The sequence below is a fragment of the Pseudoxanthomonas sp. F11 genome, from assembly GCF_037046485.1.
Taxonomy (GTDB): Bacteria; Pseudomonadota; Gammaproteobacteria; order Xanthomonadales; family Xanthomonadaceae; genus Pseudoxanthomonas_A.
This window is the reverse complement of sequence record NZ_JBANLZ010000002.1, coordinates 153,699-174,470: the sequence shown is the minus strand read 5'-3', so window position 1 is coordinate 174,470 and position 20,772 is coordinate 153,699. Positions and strand designations below refer to the sequence as shown.

General features: G+C 67.6%; 19 protein-coding genes and 1 pseudogene. 5 read left to right on the top strand and 15 right to left on the bottom strand.

The features are described from left to right. Positions 1 to 2: 2 nt before the first annotated feature. A pseudogene (gene motB, locus V8246_RS06540) lies at positions 3 to 926 on the top strand (flagellar motor protein MotB); the annotation flags it as partial. Positions 927 to 950: 24 nt separating this feature from the next. On the opposite strand, the gene V8246_RS06535 reads toward motB, so the two are convergent. The 4 genes from V8246_RS06535 to V8246_RS06520 all read right to left on the bottom strand — a co-directional run bounded on the left by V8246_RS06535 (position 951) and on the right by V8246_RS06520 (position 5,023). Then, complete coding sequence (locus V8246_RS06535) at positions 951 to 1,406, bottom strand: VOC family protein (RefSeq protein ID WP_336188470.1); 456 nt, start codon at positions 1,404 to 1,406, stop codon at positions 951 to 953. 65 nt (positions 1,407 to 1,471) lie between these two features. Continuing rightward, positions 1,472 to 1,939, bottom strand: coding sequence for an AAC(3)-I family aminoglycoside N-acetyltransferase (locus V8246_RS06530; RefSeq protein WP_336188469.1), 468 nt, complete (start codon positions 1,937 to 1,939; stop codon positions 1,472 to 1,474). Continuing rightward, the gene (locus tag V8246_RS06525) at positions 1,926 to 4,421 is read right to left on the bottom strand and encodes a mechanosensitive ion channel domain-containing protein (RefSeq protein ID WP_336188468.1); all 2,496 of its coding nucleotides are present in this window, start codon (positions 4,419 to 4,421) and stop codon (positions 1,926 to 1,928) included. Before V8246_RS06525 ends, V8246_RS06530 begins: the two co-directional genes overlap by 14 nt. Before the next feature lie 47 nt (positions 4,422 to 4,468). Then, positions 4,469 to 5,023, bottom strand: a complete 555-nt coding sequence (locus V8246_RS06520) for a hypothetical protein (protein ID WP_336188467.1) — start codon at positions 5,021 to 5,023, stop codon at positions 4,469 to 4,471. Positions 5,024 to 5,253: 230 nt separating this feature from the next. On the opposite strand from V8246_RS06520, the gene V8246_RS06515 reads away from it, so the two are divergent. The 4 genes from V8246_RS06515 to V8246_RS06500 all read left to right on the top strand — a co-directional run bounded on the left by V8246_RS06515 (position 5,254) and on the right by V8246_RS06500 (position 7,351). Beyond that, positions 5,254 to 5,751 carry a fasciclin domain-containing protein gene (locus tag V8246_RS06515; RefSeq protein ID WP_336189053.1) on the top strand — a complete coding sequence of 166 codons (498 nt, stop codon included), beginning with the start codon at positions 5,254 to 5,256 and terminating at the stop codon, positions 5,749 to 5,751. A 126-nt stretch (positions 5,752 to 5,877) separates the two neighbouring features. Continuing rightward, positions 5,878 to 6,588 (top strand): DUF6445 family protein, encoded by a 711-nt coding sequence (locus tag V8246_RS06510; RefSeq protein WP_336188466.1) that lies wholly within the window; start codon positions 5,878 to 5,880, stop codon positions 6,586 to 6,588. A gap of 51 nt (positions 6,589 to 6,639) precedes the next feature. Beyond that, entirely contained in the window at positions 6,640 to 6,888 is a 249-nt protein-coding gene (locus tag V8246_RS06505) for a DUF3297 family protein (RefSeq protein WP_162108327.1), read from the top strand. A gap of 88 nt (positions 6,889 to 6,976) precedes the next feature. Continuing rightward, on the top strand, positions 6,977 to 7,351 hold the full coding sequence (locus tag V8246_RS06500; protein WP_336188465.1) for a YciI family protein: 375 nt from the start codon (positions 6,977 to 6,979) through the stop codon (positions 7,349 to 7,351). A gap of 7 nt (positions 7,352 to 7,358) precedes the next feature. On the opposite strand, the gene V8246_RS06495 is transcribed toward V8246_RS06500, so the two are convergent. The 11 genes from V8246_RS06495 to V8246_RS06445 all read right to left on the bottom strand — a co-directional run bounded on the left by V8246_RS06495 (position 7,359) and on the right by V8246_RS06445 (position 20,578). Further along, on the bottom strand, positions 7,359 to 9,293 hold the full coding sequence (locus V8246_RS06495; protein ID WP_336188464.1) for a prolyl oligopeptidase family serine peptidase: 1,935 nt from the start codon (positions 9,291 to 9,293) through the stop codon (positions 7,359 to 7,361). 71 nt (positions 9,294 to 9,364) lie between these two features. Beyond that, positions 9,365 to 10,723, bottom strand: a complete 1,359-nt coding sequence (locus V8246_RS06490; RefSeq protein WP_336188463.1) for a DUF2235 domain-containing protein — start codon at positions 10,721 to 10,723, stop codon at positions 9,365 to 9,367. Between the two features lie 23 nt (positions 10,724 to 10,746). After that, a complete protein-coding gene (locus V8246_RS06485) occupies positions 10,747 to 11,487 on the bottom strand; it encodes a hypothetical protein (RefSeq protein WP_336188462.1) in 741 nt (246 codons plus the stop codon). 326 nt (positions 11,488 to 11,813) lie between these two features. Beyond that, the gene (locus tag V8246_RS06480) at positions 11,814 to 12,344 is read right to left on the bottom strand and encodes a hypothetical protein (protein ID WP_336188461.1); all 531 of its coding nucleotides are present in this window, start codon (positions 12,342 to 12,344) and stop codon (positions 11,814 to 11,816) included. A gap of 575 nt (positions 12,345 to 12,919) precedes the next feature. Further along, positions 12,920 to 13,447, bottom strand: coding sequence for a hypothetical protein (locus tag V8246_RS06475; protein ID WP_336188460.1), 528 nt, complete (start codon positions 13,445 to 13,447; stop codon positions 12,920 to 12,922). Positions 13,448 to 13,669: 222 nt separating this feature from the next. Then, positions 13,670 to 14,077, bottom strand: coding sequence for a VOC family protein (locus V8246_RS06470; protein ID WP_336188459.1), 408 nt, complete (start codon positions 14,075 to 14,077; stop codon positions 13,670 to 13,672). A gap of 10 nt (positions 14,078 to 14,087) precedes the next feature. Then, positions 14,088 to 14,513: a YciI family protein gene (locus tag V8246_RS06465; protein ID WP_336188458.1), complete on the bottom strand. Its 426-nt coding sequence runs from the start codon at positions 14,511 to 14,513 to the stop codon at positions 14,088 to 14,090. 93 nt (positions 14,514 to 14,606) lie between these two features. Beyond that, positions 14,607 to 16,706 (bottom strand): NHL repeat-containing protein, encoded by a 2,100-nt coding sequence (locus tag V8246_RS06460; protein WP_336188457.1) that lies wholly within the window; start codon positions 16,704 to 16,706, stop codon positions 14,607 to 14,609. Between the two features lie 71 nt (positions 16,707 to 16,777). Beyond that, a complete protein-coding gene (locus V8246_RS06455; RefSeq protein ID WP_336188456.1) occupies positions 16,778 to 18,376 on the bottom strand; it encodes a hypothetical protein in 1,599 nt (532 codons plus the stop codon). A 456-nt stretch (positions 18,377 to 18,832) separates the two neighbouring features. Then, on the bottom strand, positions 18,833 to 19,576 hold the full coding sequence (locus tag V8246_RS06450; RefSeq protein ID WP_336188455.1) for an energy transducer TonB: 744 nt from the start codon (positions 19,574 to 19,576) through the stop codon (positions 18,833 to 18,835). 45 nt (positions 19,577 to 19,621) lie between these two features. Beyond that, a complete protein-coding gene (locus tag V8246_RS06445; RefSeq protein WP_336189052.1) occupies positions 19,622 to 20,578 on the bottom strand; it encodes an isoaspartyl peptidase/L-asparaginase in 957 nt (318 codons plus the stop codon). Between the last annotated feature and the right edge of the window lie 194 nt (positions 20,579 to 20,772).

Sequence of the window (20,772 nt, the reverse complement as noted above, 5' to 3'; positions counted from 1 at the left end):
CAATGAGCGAACAGCGCCCCACCATCATCGTCCGCCGGGTCAAGAAGGTCGCCGGCGGCGGCCATCACGGCGGCTCGTGGAAGGTCGCCTATGCGGACTTCGTGACCGCGATGATGGCGTTCTTCCTGGTGATGTGGCTGATGGGCGCCACCACGAACAAGGAACGCGCGGCGATCTCGGAGTACTTCCGCAATCCCAGTCCGCTGAGCGGCAAGAGCTTCTCGCCCGCGCCCGGTCCCGCCGGCCCCGGTGGCGCCAGCACGTCAATGATCAAGCTCGGCGGCACCATGGACATGCCCAAGGGCGAGAGCGACAACCCTTTCGCCAAGCCGCCCGGCGATGCGCAGCAGGCGTCCGAGGCACAGCGCAAGGCGGAGGAGAAGCAGCGCCTGGAATCGCTGATGCAGGCGCTGGAGGAAGCCATCGGCAAGAGCCAGGCGCTGGAACCGTTCAAGGACCAGCTGCTGCTGGACCTCACGCCGGAAGGCCTACGCATCCAGATCGTCGACCAGCAGAATCGGCCGATGTTCGACCTGGGCGGGACCGTGCTGAAGCCGTACACGCAGGCGATCCTCGCGGAGCTGGCCACCTTCATCAACCAGGTGCCGAACCACATCAGCATCACCGGCCATACCGACACCACGCAATACGCCTCCAGCCGCGACTACACCAACTGGGAACTCAGCGCAGGGCGCGCCAACGCCGCACGTCGTGCGCTGGTGGCCGGCGGCATGCACGAGGACAAGGTGTCGCGCGTGGTGGGGCTGTCCTCGTCGGTGCTGTTCGACAAGCAGAACCCGCAGAATCCGATCAATCGCCGCATCAGCATCGTGGTGATGACCAAGGCGGCTGAGGACGCATTGCAGGGCGAAGGCCGGCTGCTGTCGCCGGGTGCGCCTTCGCCGGATGCCGACACCGCGATGCCGCAGGCGCCCGTGCAGGCGGTCGCCTCATCCGCCCCAGTCGCCACCGCGCCCGACCCCGGTCATCCGTGAGGCAGGCCCTTTCAGCTCGATCGTGTTGCCGTCGGGATCCTGGAAGTACAGCGACAATCCGTCGCCTTCCGCGCCGAAGTTGATCTCCGCCGGCCCCACCGGCGCGATGCCGAAACGCGCCAGATGCGCTCGGAGCGCCGTTTCATCGAAAGGATCGATGCGCAGGCACAGGTGGTCGAGGTTGCGCCCTTCCACGCCCGACGGCGCTCCGCCCCGCGCACCCAGCTTTCCCGCCACGTCGACGAGATCGATCATGGAGGTGCCTGCACGCAGGTGCGCCAGGCCCAGGTGTTCGCGCCGGCGCTCCACAGGGCAACCCAGCACCTCGCCGTAGAAACGGATGCTGCGTGCGAGGTCGCGCACGCGCAGAACGAGGTGGTCGATACGCCGGACATCGAAGGGCGGGGTCATCTCGGGTCTCCAGGACAGTCCCCACAGCGACGAACGATCCGGGCCGGCTTCGACACGGCTGCGGCTCACTCCACCGCGATATCGAAGTGCATCACGTCCTCGCGCGTGCCCAGCCGGGTATACAGGGCCACCGCAGGGTCGTCGCCGTAATCCGCCTGCACGAACACGACCCAGGCGCCCCGCGCGGCGGCGATGCGGCGTAGTTCCGCGATCAGCGCCGTGGCGATGCCGCGGCGGCGGTGCGTGTCCGCCACCGCCAGGTCGTACAGGTAGACCTCGCTGCGCGCACGTTCGAACTTCGGCAGTACGTAGGCAGCCAGTCCGCCGACCACCACCCCTCCCTGCAGCGCCGCCACCGCGATGAAGGTATCGCTGCCCAGCAGATGGGCCAGGTAGGCATCGTCCGGCTGGGCGTCGGCGTAGGTCGGCATGTCGTCGAACGCCCGCCCGAACATCCGCAGCATGTCTCGCATGAGGCCGATGTCGGACGTCCCCAAGGGGCGCGGTATGGTTTCCGGATCAGGTATCGCCATCGGTGCAGTCCTGCTGCGGCGAAGGTGAGCGTGCCAGCGAATGCAGCACCTGCTCGGACACCGTGCGTAGGTGCAGGTCCTGCTGCGGGAAGGGAATCTCGATGCCGGCGGTGGTCAGCGCGGCGTACAGGCGCGTCATCAGTTCGCTACGGGTCGTGCCCCAGTCGTCGAAGCGACGCGTCCAGGCGCGGATGGCGAAATCCAGCGAGCTGGCGCCGAAGCCGGTGAACAGCACCGCCGGGGCCGGATCGTCGGCGATACCCGGCGTGGTGCGCGTGGTCTCCTGCAGCAGCTGCATCACCCGCGTCACGTCCGAGCCGTAGGCCACGCCCAGGTCCACGTCGACGCGTCGGTTCTGGTCGACCAGCGTCCAGTTGGTCACCTTGTCCGACAACAGCATGCCGTTGGGCACCACCACGTCGGCGCCGTCGTAGGTGCGCACCGTGGTGGCGCGCATACCGATGGCGCGGATGCGGCCGGCGGTACCGCCGATGTCCACCGCATCGCCCGGCTTCACGGGCCGCTCGAACATCAGGATCAGGCCGGAGACGAAGTTGCGTACCACGTCCTGCAGGCCCAGGCCGATGCCCACGCCCAACGCGCCGAACAGGAAGGCCAGCTGCCCGATCTTGAAGCCCGCGGCCGACAGCGCCGCCAACAGGCCGACCAGCAGCAGCACGTAGTAGCTCAGCGACGCCACGCTGTTGTCCACGCCGCGCGGCAGCGCCATGCGCGGCAGCACTTCCTCGCGCAGCAGCGCACGCAGGGTCCGCGCGACCCACACGGCCAGCACCACGCCGATGCAGAACACCAGCACATGACCCAGGCTGATGGACAGCTCGCCATACTCGAAGCGATGCGTGACGACGGCCTTGGCCGTGTCGTACACCGGCCGGAAGATGCGGAAGCGGGTCATCGTGTAGGCGATCCAGCCGACGACCGCCGCCACCCTCGCCCAGCGCGCGAACGATTCCAGCAACGTGCCCCCATGGCGGCGCATCAGCCACAGCCGCCTGACCTCCTTGCGTGCGCCCAGCCGGCGCAGCAGCGCTTCGAACACGGTCACCGCCGCATACAGGACCAGCGCGAAGTAACCGCTCTCGATAGTGGCGGACACCAGCATTTCCGCCAGCGACACATTGCCCAGCACGTTCGCGCCGATCGATACCATCAGCACGACCACGGCGGCCCAGCCCAGGCCGTGCACCAGCTGTCCGGCACGCCCGGTCTTCCCGGCGAAGCGCTGCCCGCGCGAACGCCACAGCAGCCACGCCGTGACCGCCAACGCGAGCATCGCAAGCACGAGGCAGTACAGGCGGTACAGGTAGTCGCTGGCCATCAGCAGCACCGACAGCCGCTGCAGCAGGTAGAAAGCCGTCGCCAGGTACGGCCAGGGACCCAGCAGGCGACGTCCCTGCTGTGGCAGCAGGCGCAGCACCGGCACCAGCGCCACCAGCATCGCCATCTGGTGGGCGAACAGCGGCGCATTGGGCTCGAACACCAGCACGCCGATCATGGACAGCAGCAGCCAGGTGGAGATGGGCCGGCGGATCACCCGCAGTTCGGCATCGGTCGCAAGCACCGCAGCCGGATCCACGCCACGACGCCGGTGGCGCCAGGCCACCCCCAGCAGCACCGGCAGCAACAGCAGCTGCAGCACATGCAGCACGCGCTGGTTGCCCACGTCGGCCGCGGCGTACTGGGCGACGAAACTGTTCTCCGACTGGAGGCCGCGCGTCAGGCTGTCCCTCACGCCCTGGCGCAGCGTGCCGGTGTCCTGGACCCGCCACAGCGGCGGCGCATCCAGGCGGAACAGGCGCCGGTCGGCATGGTCGATCGCGTCCTCCACGGCGCGCTGGCCTGTTTCGATCCGTGCGGCCAGCAGGTTGGCCCGGCGACCCAGCCCGATCTGTTCGGCCAGCGGCGACGACAGCGCCTGCTCTGCCTGCTGTAGACGCGCGGCGACCGCCTCGACGCGCGCGCTCAGCGCGGCCGGCGTGCTGTCCGGTGACATCGCCCGCCGCGTCAGCTCCCAATCGGCGCGACGCAGCGCCAGCTCGGCGGCGTCCTGCGCATACGGCGCCACCGATGCCTGCATGTCGGCACGCCAGCGGGCGTACTGGCGCGCATCGAACTTCCAGTGCCGCTCCATGCTCTCCAGCCGCACTACCGGCAGCGTGCGCAGTTCGCCATAGGCGAACAGGCCGTTCTTCTGCGCCACCGACTGCTCGATCGCCGCCAGACGGGGCACCAGCCTGCCCAGCGGATCCGCACGCGCGGCACGCAGCGACACCTCCTCCGCGTAACGTTCATCCGTATCGGCACGGTGCGGGATGTCCGCCAGCGCGATGGCCTCGGACACCCGGGGCTTGGACGGGGCCAGCAGCGTCGTGGCGTCCTGCGCATACCCGAGAGGTGCGGCGAACGGCAACAGGCAGGCGAGAAGGGCCAGCAGCACGCGCATGGAGGTCGGCCTGGACACCGCGGGATGCCAGGAGTCTAGCGCGTGCGCGATGGGCACGCTTGCGCTCAGAACGCGTCGCTGCCCGGGCGGATCTCCACGCCCATCACGGCCGCCAGCTGCTGCATGCCGTCGTCGTCGCGGCGCAGCGCCATCCAGCCGGCGTAGGCATCGCCGCCGGTGTTCCAGTTCCACAACGTATAGCCGTGTTCGCGCAGGCGGTCGTAGGCGGTGGCCATCAGGGCCGGCACATCGGTGCCGTCGAGGAAGTCCTCGTCGCTGGGGTCTCCGCCCCAGTCGATCTCGATGGCGTAGCGCGCCGCCAGCTGGTTGACGCAGTCGATGAAGGTCTCGGCGTCTTTCCAGTCCACGTAGAAGCCGGACGTCCAGTCGATCGCGTCCTTCACGGCCCACAGCACCTGGTCCGGCTCGGCACCCGCATCGCCGGTGGCGTCGCGGTAGGCGGCGAACTGGCGCAGTGCGGTTTCCTCGTCGCCCGGATTGATCAGGACCAGCAGGTTCCACACCAGCGCCTCGGTGTCGTCCAGGTCCATGTCGTCTTCGTCGTCGAAGGCGTGGCGGAAGTTGTCGTCGGGATCGAATTCGTGGTCGGGCGCAGTCATGGCGTGGGGCGATCCGGCGGCGTCAAGGCTGGCTGAATATTAAAGCCATGTGATGCATCCGCGCGTGAGGGCGGCGCGTAAGTCTTGCCGCAGTTCCGACACCTCACCCGACCACCCAGGAGATCCCGATGAATCGCACCGTCCTTTCCGTTGCGCTGCTGGCCGCCTTCACCGCCGCCGCATGCTCGCCGAAGACCGCCGACGCCGAAGCCGGCGCGGCCCCCACGCCGGTGGCTGAAGCCAGCGACCCGGCCCCCGCCGAAGCCACCACGCCCGCCGTCGAGCAGAAGGACGTGGTGGACACCGCCATCGGTTCGCCCGACCACACCACGCTGGTCAGCGCCGTGCAGGCGGCGGGACTGGTGGACACGCTGAAGGGCGCAGGCCCGTTCACCGTCTTCGCGCCCGTCAATGCCGCCTTCGACGCGCTGCCGGCCGGCACAGTGGATACGCTGCTCAAGCCGGAGAGCAAGGCCGACCTGACCGCCGTGCTGACCTACCACGTGGTGCCCGGCAACGTCGACGCCGCCACGCTGACCCAGCAGATCCAGGCCAGTGGCGGCACCGCCACGCTGAAGACCGTGCAGGGTGGCGAGCTGAAGGCCCAGGTGGCCGACGGCGGCGTGACGCTGACCGATGCCAAGGGCAACGTGGCCAAGGTCACCACGGCCGACCTGAAGGCCAGCAACGGCGTGATCCATGTGGTCGACAAGGTGCTGATGCCGTAATTCCTCGACGGCAGCACACGCCGGGGCGGTCGTGGTGGGCCGCCCCGGCGTTCTTTGTTTCCGCCCGCGCGGCGGTCTATCGTGGCGGTGCCGGCGCGCCTGGCCGCATGCCGGGGAGGCCGCGCCATGTTCAACCCGCATCCCCAGGTCCAGTACCTGCCCCTTGGCGAACATGCTGCCTGCGTCGTCATCGACGACGCCCTGCTGGCACCGGAACGGCTGCCGGCGTTCGCGCAGGCGTACCGGGAGGATTTCCAGGCGGCACCGCCGGCCGTGTTCCCCGGCGTGCAGCTGCGGATGCCGGAGGCATTCACCGCCCTACTGCACGATGTCTTCCGCGATCACGCCAGACGCGCGTTGGGGGCCCGCCGTGTGCTGCGCAGCGCCAGCCGCCTGGCGCTGCTGACATCCCCGGCAGCGGTGCTGGCACCCACGCACTGGATTCCGCGGCGCGAGCGTACCTTCACGTCGGAGCAGTGCATCGCGGTGGCGGAGTTGTTCCTGTTCCACGACGCCACCCTCGGTGGCACGCATTTCTTCGCCCCGCGCGTGTCGGCACAGGCGCTCGAGCAGTTGGAACACGATGCGGACGCGCTGTCGCCGGACGCGTTCTCCCAACGCCATGCCATCGCCGCAGGCTTTCCGCATGCGAGCAGCGCGTATTTCGCCCACGTGCGCACGGTGCCGGCACGCTGGAACCGGCTGCTCATCCACGACGGCGCGGCCTTCCACGCGCCGGCCATCGCCGACCCCTCCCGGCTGGCATCCGATCCGCGCCAGGGAAGGCTGACGCTGCAGGCCGTCCTGGTGTGCAGCCGCAACCGCGTGGCGTGGTGAACGGCGCGCTTCGGGTATCCTGTCGCCTTTCCGCCCGCACGATGCACGACCATGTCCGATACCCCTCCCGACCGCCTGGCCTCCGATCCCCGCAGCCCCTTCCATGACGCCCAGGCGATGGACCGTGGCGTGGGCATCCGCTTCAACGGCGTGGAGCGCGACAACGTGGAGGAGTACTGCATCAGCGAGGGCTGGGTGCGCGTACCGGTCGGCAAGTCCAAGGATCGCCGCGGCAACCCGATGACGATGAAGATCAAGGGCACCGTGGAAGCCTGGTACCGCTCGCCCGCCGCCGAGTGAGCGCGTCGCCGCGCCTGCCGCGGCCGTGGCGCCGTCCATCACGAGGGCGTGGCACAATCCCGGCCTGCACGGCTCGCCGGGAGGGCGCATGAAGTTCCTGTTGCTGATCTATACCGACGACACGCTGCTCGAAGCGCTGCCTGCCGGTGCGTTCGACCAGATGATGCACGGCTGCATCACCCACGCCGACGAACTGAAGGCGCAGGGCACGCTGCTCGAATCGCAGCAGCTCGAGCACGGCAGCACCGCACGCACCGTACGTGTGCGTGACGGCAGGACACAGGTCGTCGATGGCCCGTTCGCCGAGACCAAGGAGATCCTGGGCGGCTACAACCTGATCGAGGCCGACAGCCTGGATGAGGCGGTGAAGATCGCGCAGGAGTTCCCGTGGATCGGCACCGGCAGCATCGAGGTGCGGCCGGTGCGCGATTTCGAAGCGGTACGCAGGCGCGTGGGCGCCTGAGCGGGCGTCACTTGGCCGCCGCGCCGCCGAGGTGGCGCGACAGGAACCCCAGCAGCCGGTTGTAGTACGTGCGGCGGTTTTCTTCGGCGTAGAAGCCATGCCCCTCGGTGCGCACGTACAGCGCTTCCACCGGCACGCCCGCCGCCTTCAACGCCTTTTCCATCCTCTCGGTGTGCGCCTGCGGGGCGATCTCGTCCTTTCCGCCCGCGGCGAGGAAGACCGGCACACGGATCTTCGTCGTCAATGACGTGGGCGAGATATCGGCCAGCGCCGCGCGCTCGTCGCCCACCCAGTCGTCCATGTAGTTGCCGAGCCACTTGGCATGGCGCGATTTCTGCCGGTGCATCAACTCCAGGTCGTACACGCCCACGTAGCCGGCCGCGCAGCGATACAGCGCCGGCTCCTTGGCCACGCCCATCAGTGCCGCATAGCCGCCATAGCTGGCGCCGTACAGGCAGATGCGCTGTGGATCGGCGATCTTCTGCTCGATCGCCCAGCGCGTGGCATCGGTGAGGTCGTCCTGCATCGCCCCGCCCCATTCGCGTGCACCGGCCTGCATGTGCGCGCGCCCGTAATTGCCCGAGCCGCGGAAATTGAGCCGGAGCACGGCGTAGCCGGCGCGCGCCAGCATCTGCGCCTCGTCGTCGATCTCCCAGCGGTCGAAGATGCCGATCGGTCCGCCATGCGGCATCACCACCAACGGCAGCGGACCGCGGCTGCCGCGGGGGCGCGTCAGGTACCCATGGAGCGGCAGGCCATCGCGCGCCTTCAACGCGACCGATTCGCTAGGCGCCAGCGTGGCCGGATCCAACCAGCTGCGCCGGCTGAAGATCAGGTCGGCCGCGTTGGTTTCGGTGTTGAAAAGGTAGAAGTCGCCCGGACTGGTGTCGTTCCAGATGTGCACGACCTTCAGCCTGCCGTCGCGCGTGCCCGAGGTGATCAGGACCGAATGACCCGGAAACGACCGCTCGAGCTTGCGGTAGAGGCGCGCCGTCTCCGATGTTTCGTCGAAGAACGCCGTGCGCAGCCTGTCGTGCATGAAGAAGCTGCCCACCGGCGTGCGACCGCCCGGGGCGCGGATGATCCGGTAGGGATCGACCACCGCATCGCGGAGTACCTGCGTGCGCTCGCCGGTCACCGTATCCAGCGCCACGATCGCGTCCGGCCCCTCGCGCTGCTCGACCTGCAGGTAGGCCGTGCGGCCGTCGGGCGCAAAGCCCCATGGCACTTCGACACGCTGCGTCGTGTTCTCGTCGTTGATCAGCGTCCAGGGAGCGTCGCTGGTGGCGCGGTGATAGAGCTTGCTGGCATTGTCCTCGCCCGCACCCAGCGCGAAGCGGACCTGGCCCGTCGCATCCACGACGAAGTCGGCGCGGCGGATGGGGGCCGTCGCCACGGTGTCGAGCTTGCCGTTGTACGCGTCCAGGGTCATCAGCCGCGTGTTCGGCATCGAGGTATCCAGCGCGTACATGCTGATCAGCACCTTGCGCGGATCGTCGGGCATCGGGTCGACCAGCTCGGCCGCACGCGGCAGCGGGTCGTTGCCATCCAGTCCATAGCGACCAAAGATCTGCCGGCGCACCGAGCCGTCCACGTTCGTCGCATACAGTTCGCCGGTCGCATAGGGCTGGTCGCGTGAACCGTATTTCTTCGCCACCGACACGACGACGCGATCGTCGCTGACCCACCAGACATCGTCGATGATGCTGTCGGCGCCGGCGCTGATCTTCGCGGTGATCTGACGATCGCTGCGCCGCTGCACGGCGAGGATGGTCTGGTCCTCCAGCGGTACGGTCAGGGCGTAGTACTCGCCGGTCGGCGAGATCTTCAGCGTTTCCAGCACGTCCTGCTTCAGGAACGGCTCCAGATCCACCTCGGCCTGCGCCAGCGGCGCCAGCAGGCATCCCAGCAGGATGCCCGCACTCCGTGTTCCCCACCCCATGGATGCCTCCTTGGCATCGTTGTCCCCGCGTGGATTAAACCGCAGGGCGACGGGACGCGACAACCAACGGATCAGCGCGCGAGTGCGGCGGGATCCCGCTGTGGTTCCACCGGCAGCACAGAGAGGATCGGCTGGAGTTCCTGCAACCGCTGCTGACCACCGCGCAGCCACGCCTGCCCCTGTTCGCTGTGCAAATGGTCGCGCCCGATCCGGTCGATGGCGGCGGCGTCGCCCTGCTTCGCTGCCAGCAGCAGCTGTTCGACCATGTTCGCTGGCGATGCCGCTACCGGCGTGGGCCCGATCTCGACCGGATGCCAGCGCAGGCTCTCGGCCATCGCCGCATTACGTGGCTGGGCATCGAGGCAATCGATCCTGCACAACGTCGGTGGCGCAAGCTCTTCCTGCCTGCCGCGGACTCCCTCCTTGTCGTATACGGAGGTGCGGTAGAAGAACTGGTGGTCCTCGGACCGATGGATGACGTTCCTCGCCGGATCGGTGGGTTCCTCGCGTTTCTGCAGGAAGGGCGGATCGCTCAGCGCGTTGAGGTAGTCGATCATCAGATTGCCGCTGCGGATGGACAGACCATCCAGCGCGTAGCTTCCGCCGATGTCGCTGTGCGCACCCGCCACGGTGACGTTGAGGAAGCGCCCGCCGGCGGTCACGCCGGGATCCAGCACGCGCGTGGACTGGAACAGGTTGCGTCGTTCGTCTTCGGCGGTGATCTGAAATCCCGACACCACCGAGGGCGGCAGCCGGCGATCATGGTTGCGCGGCTCACCGGTACCCACCGGATCGAACAGGCCGACGGCCTGGATGACGGTGCCGGGTTCGCGCAGGGGCGGGCGCGTAAACTCGAGCCGCTCGATGAAGCCGTTTCGATCCCGCACCACATTCATGCCCGCGGGGTCCTGGATGCCACGCTCTTCGATCAGGCGGGTGAAGCCGGCGGCCTGCTCGGCACCTCGACTGAAGCCGATGGCAGCGATGCGGATGTCGGCATCGGAATTGTCGCGCAGCCACGTCGAGGCCTGCTGGATGAACTGGAGGTACATTTCCTCCATGCGGGATTCGTAGCTGCCGCCGGTGGCCAAGTCGACGCCGCCTCGCCAACCTCCCTGTGTGCCGGGGCCTTCCACGTATCCACCCGCGATCGTGCTGCTTCCGTGGTCTTCCAAGGCACGCCGCTCAAGCGCCTTCACTTGCGCATGGATAAAGGCCACATTGGTATGGTTCTCCGGCGCATCCGTAAGCATGCTGTTGCCGGTGCCATCGAAGGACGCAACGAACAACCGGTCGTTCGACCGGTTGCCGTCTTGCAGTACCGGGGCGGAAAACCCCGCCAGCTGCCTGCCAGCTTCGGGAAAGCTCGCCAAGTCCGCTTCTGTCGCCGGTATCGTGCCGACACCGTCCGGATATCGTTCTCCTCCCATGCTCCTCTCCCTGGATGAAAGTGTCAGTAGGTCTTGCTCCACGCCAGAATCAGGTCATCGCGAAACCTGCTGTATTTGTTGCCAGGGATCTGCAGTTCCCGCGTCGGTACGAATGCCCGCATGTAGACATTGATGGTTCTGTCGTTCACTTCCAGAAGGATGTCGGGATTGCCGAGATCCCCTAGCACCTCTTCCTTCGGCACGTTATGCAGGACCTTCTGGTCTTTGAATATCTCGCCTATATCCACTTCCGCCTGATGAGCAGCGCCGTCTGCGGATCGCCACGTCACCTTCGCCGGTCCCGGGAAATTCCTGACGCTCAGGTAGCCGGCGGACAGTTTCTTGAGCGCGTCCGGATGCGCGCTTGCCGAGGAGATCTGCAACACATCCTCGTCGTCGGACAGATGCAGGAATCCGTTGTAGACCACCTTGCAGCCATAGGTCGAATAACTCGTGGCTCCGAAGTTGTGCCTGACGAATGTCAATGGCCAGTCGGTGGCCGTGCTATCGATCTTGCCGACGGTCTTCCCGCTGCCTGATTCCTGCGTCATCGCCATGCCCTGACATCCTGCGGTTGAAAAGATCATCGCCGAGACCAGCGCCAGCGAGTATGCGTGGCGCGGCGAATCTCGAAGGGGTGATGGCTTTCTGCCCTGCATCAGATAGACCTCTCGCGTCTTGCGTGACGTCTTCTGTACGACAGAAGCCGCAAGCACGCAAGCTTTCACCTTCGAAGCACCCCCATATCTGGCGCGTACATTCATGTACCTCACTCCGCCGGCATCGCGCCTTCATCCATGTGCACCACCTCCCATAGGTGGCCATCGAGAGATCATCGATCTGCTTGGCGACATAAGCCACATTGGTGTGATTCCCGGTGCATCCTTGAACATGCCGTTGCCGGTTCCATCGAAGGCAGCGACGAACAGTCGGTGACCCCGCACGTCGCTATCGCGGAGCAAGGGCGCCGAGAGACAGCGAGTTGCCTCTGGGCGTCAGGAAAACTCGCGAGGTCCAACGCCGTCGCCGGTATCGTGCGTGCCCCATCGGGATGTCGTTCGCCGCCCACGCTCCACTCCTTGGAGATATGTCAGTAGGTTTTCGTCCATGCCAGTACAAGCTCGTCACGTGAGTAACCGCTCGCGCCGCCCCGGGCCTGTTGCGCCCTGGTAGGAATCAGGGCTCGCATGTAGACGTTGATGGTACGGTCGTTGACTTCAAGCACGATATCCGGATCCACAACGCCGAGATCCTCGCGATAATCCTCCCGCGGCACGTTATGCCGAACCACGCGATCCTTGAATATTTCGCTGATATCCACTTCCGCTTCATGAGGAACGCCATCCCTTGATCGCCAACTCACCTTGGCGGGCGGCGGGAAGTTGCGCTTGCCGACATTCCCCGCGCGTAGCAACTGCTCGCGCGAGCCTTTGTATGAGGACATCGGCGGACTCACCTCGTCCTCGCGATCGACACCATGCGTGAAGCCCGCATACGTGATCCGACAGCCTATCGTGTCGAAGCAATGTGCTCCGAAGTTGTGCTGGGTGAATGTCAACGGCCACTCCATTGCCATCTTCTCGGCCCCTGTCGTCGGTGTCGTTCCCGTGTTCTGCGTCATCGCCATACCTTGGCAACCTGCGGTTAAGATCGTTGAGGCGACCAGCCCTGCGAGCAAGGAGCAAGCGCCATTCCTGCTTGCAAGCGCAGATCTTCGAATCATCGCAAGGCCTCCTGCCTGAAAGAATCGCACCTTTACGCCAGCCTGCCACGTCTCGCAAGACGCGCGACGCCCATGTGGGCAGCGCCGCGCACTGCATTCATTTACTTCAAAGCCTCACCTGCTGCATCAGGGCCATTAGGCTGGGGTGAGCGCGAAACCCAACAGCTTCAACCCTCCCGCATGCGACCATCGTCCTCGGACGCTGCAGCCCAATCCTCCGGCAATGTACCTGACCGAATGTAGCGATGGATCGAACTGTATGGCCAGTCCGCCGCACGCATCACATAGCCGTGATTGACCGGGTTGATATGAACGGTTCCGTTGCCCATCCACCAGGACAGGAGCCTGAAATGCCGCGAGTTGCGCCTGCGCCTGCGTGTAGGTCGCCAGGTCTTCCCGCGTTGCCGGGTAGGTTTCCACGCCATCCGGATGTCGATCGCCGCCCATCTCCACGCTCCTTGTGCGTCTTCCCGCTAGTAGGTCTTGCTCCACGCCAGAATCAGGTCATCTCGGAAATGGCTGTACTCGTTTCCTGGGATCTGCGGGACCCGGGTAGGCACGAACGCCTTCATGTAGACGTTGATCGTCCTGTCGTTCACTTCCAGAATGATGCCGGGGTCGCCGATGTCACCATCCACGGCTCCATTGGGCACATGATGAAGGACGCGCTGATCCCGGAATATGCTTGCAATGTCAACGGAAGCCGAATGCTTCACACCATCCTTCGACTTCCACACCACTTGGGCCGGTTCCGGGAAGTTACCGACCGAGAGATAGCTCGCATCCAGGTTCGCAGGGTACTTCTCGCCCAGCGACGCTGAAGACAGCTGGAGCACACCGTCTGGTTCGGAGATGTGAGTGAACCCGTTGTAGGTCACCCGGCAGCCATAGGTCGAGTAGCAGAACGCACCGAAGTTATGCCGCACGAACGTCAACGGTTCGCTATTCGTTGAGTTTCCGCCCCCCGAGGGCACGTGCCCGGATTCCTGCGTCATCGCCATGCCTTGGCACCCTGTGGTCACGACCATCAATACGATCACCCCTGCGAAAGCGGAGCGAACGCCATTCCTGCCTGCAGGCGCTGATCTTCGGATCATCGCAAGGCCTCCTGCCTGAAAGAATCGCATCTTTACGCCAGCCTGCCACGTCTCGCAAGACGCGCGACGCCAATGTGAGCAACCCCGCGCACTGCATTCATCTACTTCGAAGCCTCACCGGCTGCATCAGTCGGTAGACGGTCTGGCCTCATCCATGTGCACGACCTCCCACAGGTGGCCATCGAGATCCTCGAAGCCGCGTTGGTACATGAACCCGTAATCCTTGGGCTCCATCGGCTCACGACCACCGGCCGACAGCGCCTTGGCGACCACCGCATCCACCTCGCTGCGGCTGGCGACCGACAGGCACAGCAGCACCTCGGTGTGCGTGCGCGCATCGCAGAGGGTCTTGCGGGTGAAACCCTGGAAGAACGGCTCCACCAGCAGCATCACGTAGATGCTGTCACTGATGACGAGGCAGGCGGCCTCGTCGTTGGTGAAGCTCGGATTGGTCGCGTAGCCGAGCGCGTTGAAGAAGGCCTTGGACGCTGGCAGGTCGCGCACCGGAAGGTTCACGAAGATCTGGGTGCTCATGCGCTGCGCCTCACTGCGGCTTGCGGGAGTGGAGGTCGGCTGCCAGACGCGCTTCCTGCTCGCGCAGTTCGGGCGTCAGCGCGTCGCCGAAGTCATCGGCTTCGAACACCGGGCGCAGTTCGATCTCCGCACCGCCATCGAACGGCGCGCGCTTGATCCATTCGATGGCTTCGTCGAGATTGCGCACCTGCCACAGCCAGAAGCCGGCGACCAGTTCCCTGATCTCGCCGAAGGGGCCGTCGATCACCGTGCGCTGCCTGCCCTCGAACCGCACGCGTGCGCCGCGCGAACTCGGATGCAGGCCCTCGCCGGCCAACAGGATGCCGGCCTTCACCAGGGCTTCGTTGAACCTGCCCATCTCGGTGAGCAGTTCGGTGCCCGGCATCTCGCCGGCTTCGGATGCGGGGCTGGCCTTCACCAGGACCATGACTTTCATGCGGGTTCTCCGTCGCGCGTTGCGCCGGACGATCCGGCGCTTTCAGGGAGACGACGAACGGAAGGGGCGGCGATCGACACGCCGATCCCGCGCCTAGGGCAGGCGCAGCGGCAGGTCGCGGCGCGCCAGCGCTTCGTTGCCGCTGTGGTCGCGGGCGGTGATGCGCAGCAGGTAGTCGCCGGACGCAAGCGAAGCGGGCTGCCACGCGCCTTCGGCCCAGGCACCGTCGCGCACGGTATTGGTGACGCTGTAGCGGAACCGGGTAACGGCGCTGCCGTGCACGGTGATGCCGCTGCCCGGCGCGTAGGCCACCTGCACGGCATCGTCGGACGGCAGGCGCTGGAAATCGATGGTCATGCGCGGCGTTTCGAAGCCGGGTACCGGTGTGCCGTCGGGGTGCAGCAGTTGGTAGCCCAATGCATGCAGGCCCAGGCGCCTGCGCGGCAGGTTGCGGTCCACCTGGTCCCACGCATCCACCACGATGCGGACGCCCTGCAGGTCGCGCGGCACCACGATGCGGCCGTCCTGCTTCGCATCGATAGGCTGGTCCAGCGTATCGAACAGCGTCACCTCGTCGATGCGCGGCGGATAGGCGTCGGTGAAACCGGCGAAGCCCAACGCGATCGCATTGCGCTCGTAACCCGACGGACCGAGGGACAGGTGCACGTGGGCCATGCGGTTCACCGTGCCCAGTGCATCCCCCACGGAGAAGCGGGTGCCGCGGCGCACGCGGATGCGGGAAGGATCGTCGCTGAGGTCATGCAGCAGTTGGAAGCGCGCAGGATCGAGCAGTTCGCCGCGGGGCGTACGCCCCACCTTCATGTGGATGTAGGCCAATGCGCCGACGGCCAGCCCTTCGCCCAGGCCGTCGAATCCCCATGCGGCCGAGGGACTGCCCACCTTGCCATCGGCGATGGCCAGCACGGTGGCGCCCACATCGCCACGGATATCGAGCCCGCCGTGCAGGTGGTGGCGGCTCTCGCCCTGGTAGTCGCCACGCACTTCGCCCAGCGTCCCCACGACTTCGTGCCATCCGTGCTGCGGCGCGAGCGGCCAGCGGCCCCCGGTATCGGGCAGAGGATCGTCCGGCGCGGGACCGACCGGCGTGACGGCGGCCACCGCACCCGCCGCCATCGGTGCGATGCGATGCACGCGATGGCTGCCCGCGTCGGTGAAGTACACATCGCCGGCGGCGTCGATGGCCAGTCCTGCCGTCCGCGAAAACCGCTGCCCCGGCAGATGGCCGGCCAGCGCCCGCCAGCGTCCATCGCGCATCACCTGCATCACGCGGCCAGTGGACAGCTCGCCGATGTACAGGTGGCCATCGTGGGTGAGCGCCAGCGCCAGCGGACGGCGCGGCCCGGCCTGGGTGTCCAGGTCAGGCTGCAGCGGAAGCGTGCTGACGCCGCCCTTCGGCCCGATGCGGCGGATCGCATCGTTGCGCATGTCCGCCACCCACGCGATTCCCGTGGCATCCACTGCCACGGCGGTGGGCGTATCGAAACGCGCCTGATCGCCGGTGCCATCCTGGAAGCCGGGGCCTTCGCCACCGGCGAGCGTGGTCACTTGGCCCTCGCGGTCGATCACGCGGATGCGGTCGTTGTAGGTGTCGGCCACGTAGACCCGGCCCGCGCCGTCCACGGCCACGCCGATGGGCCCGTTGAACAGCGCCTGCCGAGCCGGCCCGTCGCGGAAGCCGGGGCCACCGCCGCCGGCGAGCGTGGTCACCACGCCCTGCGGCGTGACCTTGCGGATGGCATGGTTGCCGGTGTCGGCGACATACAGGGTGCCGTCGCCATCCAGCGCCAGCGCCGAGGGCGTATGGAAGGCGGCCGCCGCGCCGGTGCCGTCGGCGAATCCTTCGCGTCCGCCCGCCAGGGTCGACACGGTACCGTCGGGGGCGATGCGGCGGATCCGGTTGTTATCGCCTGCGTCGGCGACATAGCGCATCCCGTCGGCCGCCACCACGATGCCCCACGGGTCGTCGAATCGTGCCACCACGCCGGTCCCGTCCAGGAGCCCGCGCATGCCATCGCCCGCCACCAGCGACAACTGCCCGGACCATCCGAACGGGGTGGCGGGCGGCCCGGATTCGGGCACGGGGACGGGGAAACGGGGGGTGACCAGGAAGGTCGCGGCGAGCGCGACGGTGGTCAGCACCACCACCGCCCAGGCCCAGGCAGTACGACTCATCACGTCAATGCGGCGGATCGGGACGCCGCATCATGGATGACGGGCAACGCGCTTGGGAAGCGCGTGCGGACCTACAGGCCGCTGGCCGTCACTTGGCAGGGGACCGTAAAGGTCACGGTCCCGCCGACCGGCAGGGTCGGCACCGCCACGCCCGCCCCCACCAGGCCCGGCAGCGAGGCTGCACCGGGGCACGCGGCGCCGCCACTGGCGCTGCAGGTGATCGGATTGCCCGAGACAGGGCAGTCCAGGCCGGCACCGGGGGTGTCGCTGACCACCGCGCCATCGGCGGCAAGGGGACCGGCGTTGGAGACGACGACGGTGAAGTTCGCCACCTGCCCGCTGATCACCGGGCCCACCGCGGCCGACTTGACCACCGACACGTCGGTCGCCCGCCCGCTGTTGGTGACGGAACAGACGATCGCCTGCCCGGCGTGTGCACTCGTGAGGCTCAGCGTGTTCCCGCTCAGGGCGCCGCCGGTGCACGTCCACGCGCTGGCGGTGTAGGGACGCGCATTGCCCCCGCCCAGCGTTTCGGACAGGGTGATGACGTTCCCCGGCGCCACCTGCACCGCGGCGCCGATGTCGGTCTCGGCGGCGCTGTCGGCGACCGAAGCCAACGTGGCGGTGTTGGTGCCACCGGTGCCGGACAGCAGGGCGGTGTCGTTGACCGCGGCATTGGTCCACGTCTTGGCCAAGGCCAGGGTCGCGGGCGCGGCGTTGCTCAACGTGCAGGTGATGGTCTGGTTGGCGCGGTAGTTGGCGGACGGAATGGTGACCTGGCGTGCGGCCGTGTCGACGGTGGCGGCTACCGTGGCGCCGTTCTGATCGGTGCAGGCGGCCGCCAGCAGCACATAACCGGAAGGAACGCTGGATTCGGTCAGCGTGATCGCCGCCGCATGGTTGGTGAGCGGATACACCGCCGATGCCACGGGCGTGTTCTGCGCCGTCGTGACCAGATTGAACGTCTGCGACAGCGCATTGCCGGCCGTGATGCCGAACGTGCCGGTGCCGCCGGTGGACTGCTTGCGCACGACCACCTTCGCGCCATCGAAGCTCCAGCGCAGTTCCAGCTCGTCGCCCGCACCCCGGTCGCCCGCCATGTCCACCGCGAAGGTCAGCCGGGTGATGCCGGTGCCATTGAAGCGGACCGATCCGCAGGCGGTACCGTTCGACGTGGACAGGCATTCTGCCGAACCGGTCCCGCTGAACGTACCGGTCGTCGTGCGCGTGAAGCGGTTCTGCGCCGGGATCACGGTGAATTGCGTGTTGCCCGACAGCCGCTCCAGTGCCACCGATCCGCCCGTCGCGTTGAATCCGGTCAGCGTCCAGCGCGCGCTGTTCGGTCGGTTGTTGTCGTAGTACCCACCCAGACGGTCTACATGCAGCACGGGGTTGTCCACGGCCTTACTGAAGGTAAACACGTAGTTACGCGTGCCGGCATTGTCGTAGACCATCGTCAGCGAGGGACCGCCGTTGACGCCGCCGCCGTAGGGGTCGTTCCACCAGTTGGTGCTGCTGAACGTACCGGCCGAATACGCCTCGTCCACCTGACCTGTCAGTGTCACGGTGATGCCGCTGACGGTGGCGCTGGCCGAGGCGGTGCCGTTGGTCGTCCAGCTGGGGGTGATCAACGCCAGCGCCGGGCCGGCCAGCAGCAGCCCGACAAGCACCAGGCCGGTCCGCAGGGCACCGGGCCGTCGGCGCCGCACCGGTGCGGCGACCAGGGAACAAGGCGCGTGTGGGTGGCGTGTGGAAGGGGCGCCGTTCGGGCGCAGATCACCATGAGCGCGGTACGACATCGACGAACGGAACCCCTGACGCATCGGTTGACGAGGCACTGCCCGGGTCGGACCATCCCTGATGGCCCCGCCTGCCCCTGTGGTGGACCCTCCCCGTGGCGCCGGTCCTGGCGAGGCGGGGTGAGCCCGAAGTGTGGTCTGTATCTTAACTTACAGATGACACATTTGATAACTGCGTCACAGTTGTGGCCCGCAAACACGCCGATGTGGGCCGCCCAGGCTCCCGATGGCGGGGCAGCGGAGTGCAATGAGAGAGGGCGATCGGCGAGGCAGGGGATGGCCACATGGCCGACCTGCAGGGCGCCGGTCCCGGGGATCCTCGCCCGGCTATCCCGCCGGAATCGGCCTGAACGGGGAATCCAGCACGACCGGCTGCGAAGGGGACGCGTCCTCTTCCCCCATCGCCGCCCTGCATTCGGGGGAGCGCTGCCGGGCCTCGCGCTCCTGGCGCCGGTACTCGCGCTGGCCCGGCCCGCCCATCGAGAACTCCACGGGGATCGCCACGCGGGTGGCGACGGGCGCTCCGTCGATCTCCTCGGGCACATAGCGGAGCGAAGCCACCCACGTGCGCAGCGCCTGCTCGAACAGCGGCAGCTGCCCCTCCTGGGCCTCGATCGTCTCCACCGTGGCGCGCCCGTCGGTGCCGATCTGCAGCACCACGCGGAACGCGCCGCCCTTGTTCCGCCTGGCGGCATCGACCGGATAGCGCGGTGCGGGCAGGAGGTAGCGCCCGTCCGCATAACCCGGACCATTCCAGCCGTAATCCACCGCCAGCCGCATGTCGCCGTCCGCCGACGGAACGGCACACGCATCCACGAAGACGGTCGTGGCGCCCGCGCGCGGTTGTTCGCCGGCCCGGGCCGGCTCGAAACGCCATTGCCCCACGCGCTGCGCGATCGCCTCGCGGATCACGGCGGGCAGCTTCTGGTCCACCTCGACGCGCTGCGGCACACCCTGCGCGTCCAGCACGACCCGCGCATGCGCGCGGAAGTGGATCGGCTCGGGCGCTGGCTCGGCCGACGCCGCACTGAGGGCCACCATCAGCAGCCCGATTCCCCACATCTTGCGCATGCTCCGTCTCTCCCCGGGACAGCCGAAGCATAGCGCCATCCCGACTCAGCGCGCGGGCAGCGGGTCTTCCTTATAGATGGCCACATGCGGCACGCCATCGGCGCCGATCCAGCCGCGGTACATGCCCTCGGTATTGAACGGGAACGCCATGCTGCCATCGGCGCCCAGCGCGATCGCGCCGCCGTCGCCGCCGGCCTTGGGGATGTCGCGGTTGATCACGCTGTCCGCGGCGCGCGCCAGGCTGTGGCCGGCCAGGCGCACGCGGGCGCAGACCTCGTGCGCGGCGGCGGCACGGATGTAGTACTCGCCCCAACCGGTACCGGAGAACGCGCAGCGGTCGTCGGCCCAGGTGCCCGCGCCGATGATCGGCGAGTCGCCCACGCGGCCGTAGCGCTTGTTGGTCATGCCACCGGTCGACGTGCCCGCGGCCAGCTGGCCCTTCGCATCCAGCGCCAGCGCGCCGACCGTGCCGAAGTAGACCTTGCCCGGCAGGTCCTGCGGCGTGTGGCTCGCCTGCGCCTGCTGCTCTTCCTTCAACGCGTTCTGCAGCTGCTGCCAGCGCTTTTCGGTGCGGAAGTAGGACGGATCGACCAGGGCGATGCCCTGCTCCTTGGCGAACGCCTCGGCGCCGCCGCCGACCATCATCACATGGCGCGACCGGTCCATCACCGCGCGCGCCAGGGTGATCGGGTTCTTGACGCGGTGCACGCCGGCGACCGCGCCGGCCTTGCCGGTGGCGCCGTCCATGATCGAGGAGTCCAGCTCGTTCCTGCCGTCGTGGGTGAACACCGCACCGCGGCCGGCGTTGAACTGCGGCGCATCCTCCAGCACGGTGATCGCGGCGGTCACGGCCTCCAGCGCGGGCTTGCCCGCCTTCAGCTGCGCGTGCCCCGCGCGCAGGGCCGCTTCCAGTGCGGTGCGCGCGGCAGCTTCGTCGGCCGGGGTCATGCCGGCGCGCTCCACGCCCGCACCGCCGTGGATCACCAGCACCGGCGCATCCATCGCCACCAGCACGCCGTTGCGCACCGCGTAGCGACGCTCGGCGGCAGGCTTGTCCACGCGACCGCTCGGCAGGTGCAACACGGAATCCACGCCGGCGATGACGGTGTCGACGCGGTCCAGGTTCATCGGCTCGTCTTCGACTTGCTTCTGCGCGAAGCCGCCCTTCACCACCGTGGCGCCGGCGCCCGGCGCGG

Coding starts and splice junctions, on each gene's coding strand:
- V8246_RS06535 (WP_336188470.1), bottom strand. CDS start 1,406: ATGACCCCGCCCTTCGATGTCCGGCGTATCGACCACCTCGTTCTGCGC.
- V8246_RS06530 (WP_336188469.1), bottom strand. CDS start 1,939: ATGGCGATACCTGATCCGGAAACCATACCGCGCCCCTTGGGGACGTCC.
- V8246_RS06520 (WP_336188467.1), bottom strand. CDS start 5,023: ATGACTGCGCCCGACCACGAATTCGATCCCGACGACAACTTCCGCCAC.
- V8246_RS06510 (WP_336188466.1), top strand. CDS start 5,878: ATGTTCAACCCGCATCCCCAGGTCCAGTACCTGCCCCTTGGCGAACAT.
- V8246_RS06505 (WP_162108327.1), top strand. CDS start 6,640: ATGTCCGATACCCCTCCCGACCGCCTGGCCTCCGATCCCCGCAGCCCC.
- V8246_RS06500 (WP_336188465.1), top strand. CDS start 6,977: ATGAAGTTCCTGTTGCTGATCTATACCGACGACACGCTGCTCGAAGCG.
- V8246_RS06495 (WP_336188464.1), bottom strand. CDS start 9,293: ATGGGGTGGGGAACACGGAGTGCGGGCATCCTGCTGGGATGCCTGCTG.
- V8246_RS06490 (WP_336188463.1), bottom strand. CDS start 10,723: ATGGGAGGAGAACGATATCCGGACGGTGTCGGCACGATACCGGCGACA.
- V8246_RS06485 (WP_336188462.1), bottom strand. CDS start 11,487: ATGAATGTACGCGCCAGATATGGGGGTGCTTCGAAGGTGAAAGCTTGC.
- V8246_RS06480 (WP_336188461.1), bottom strand. CDS start 12,344: ATGACGCAGAACACGGGAACGACACCGACGACAGGGGCCGAGAAGATG.
- V8246_RS06475 (WP_336188460.1), bottom strand. CDS start 13,447: ATGGCGATGACGCAGGAATCCGGGCACGTGCCCTCGGGGGGCGGAAAC.
- V8246_RS06470 (WP_336188459.1), bottom strand. CDS start 14,077: ATGAGCACCCAGATCTTCGTGAACCTTCCGGTGCGCGACCTGCCAGCG.
- V8246_RS06465 (WP_336188458.1), bottom strand. CDS start 14,513: ATGAAAGTCATGGTCCTGGTGAAGGCCAGCCCCGCATCCGAAGCCGGC.
- V8246_RS06460 (WP_336188457.1), bottom strand. CDS start 16,706: ATGAGTCGTACTGCCTGGGCCTGGGCGGTGGTGGTGCTGACCACCGTC.
- V8246_RS06450 (WP_336188455.1), bottom strand. CDS start 19,576: ATGCGCAAGATGTGGGGAATCGGGCTGCTGATGGTGGCCCTCAGTGCG.
- V8246_RS06445 (WP_336189052.1), bottom strand. CDS start 20,578: ATGGATGCGCCGGTGCTGGTGATCCACGGCGGTGCGGGCGTGGAGCGC.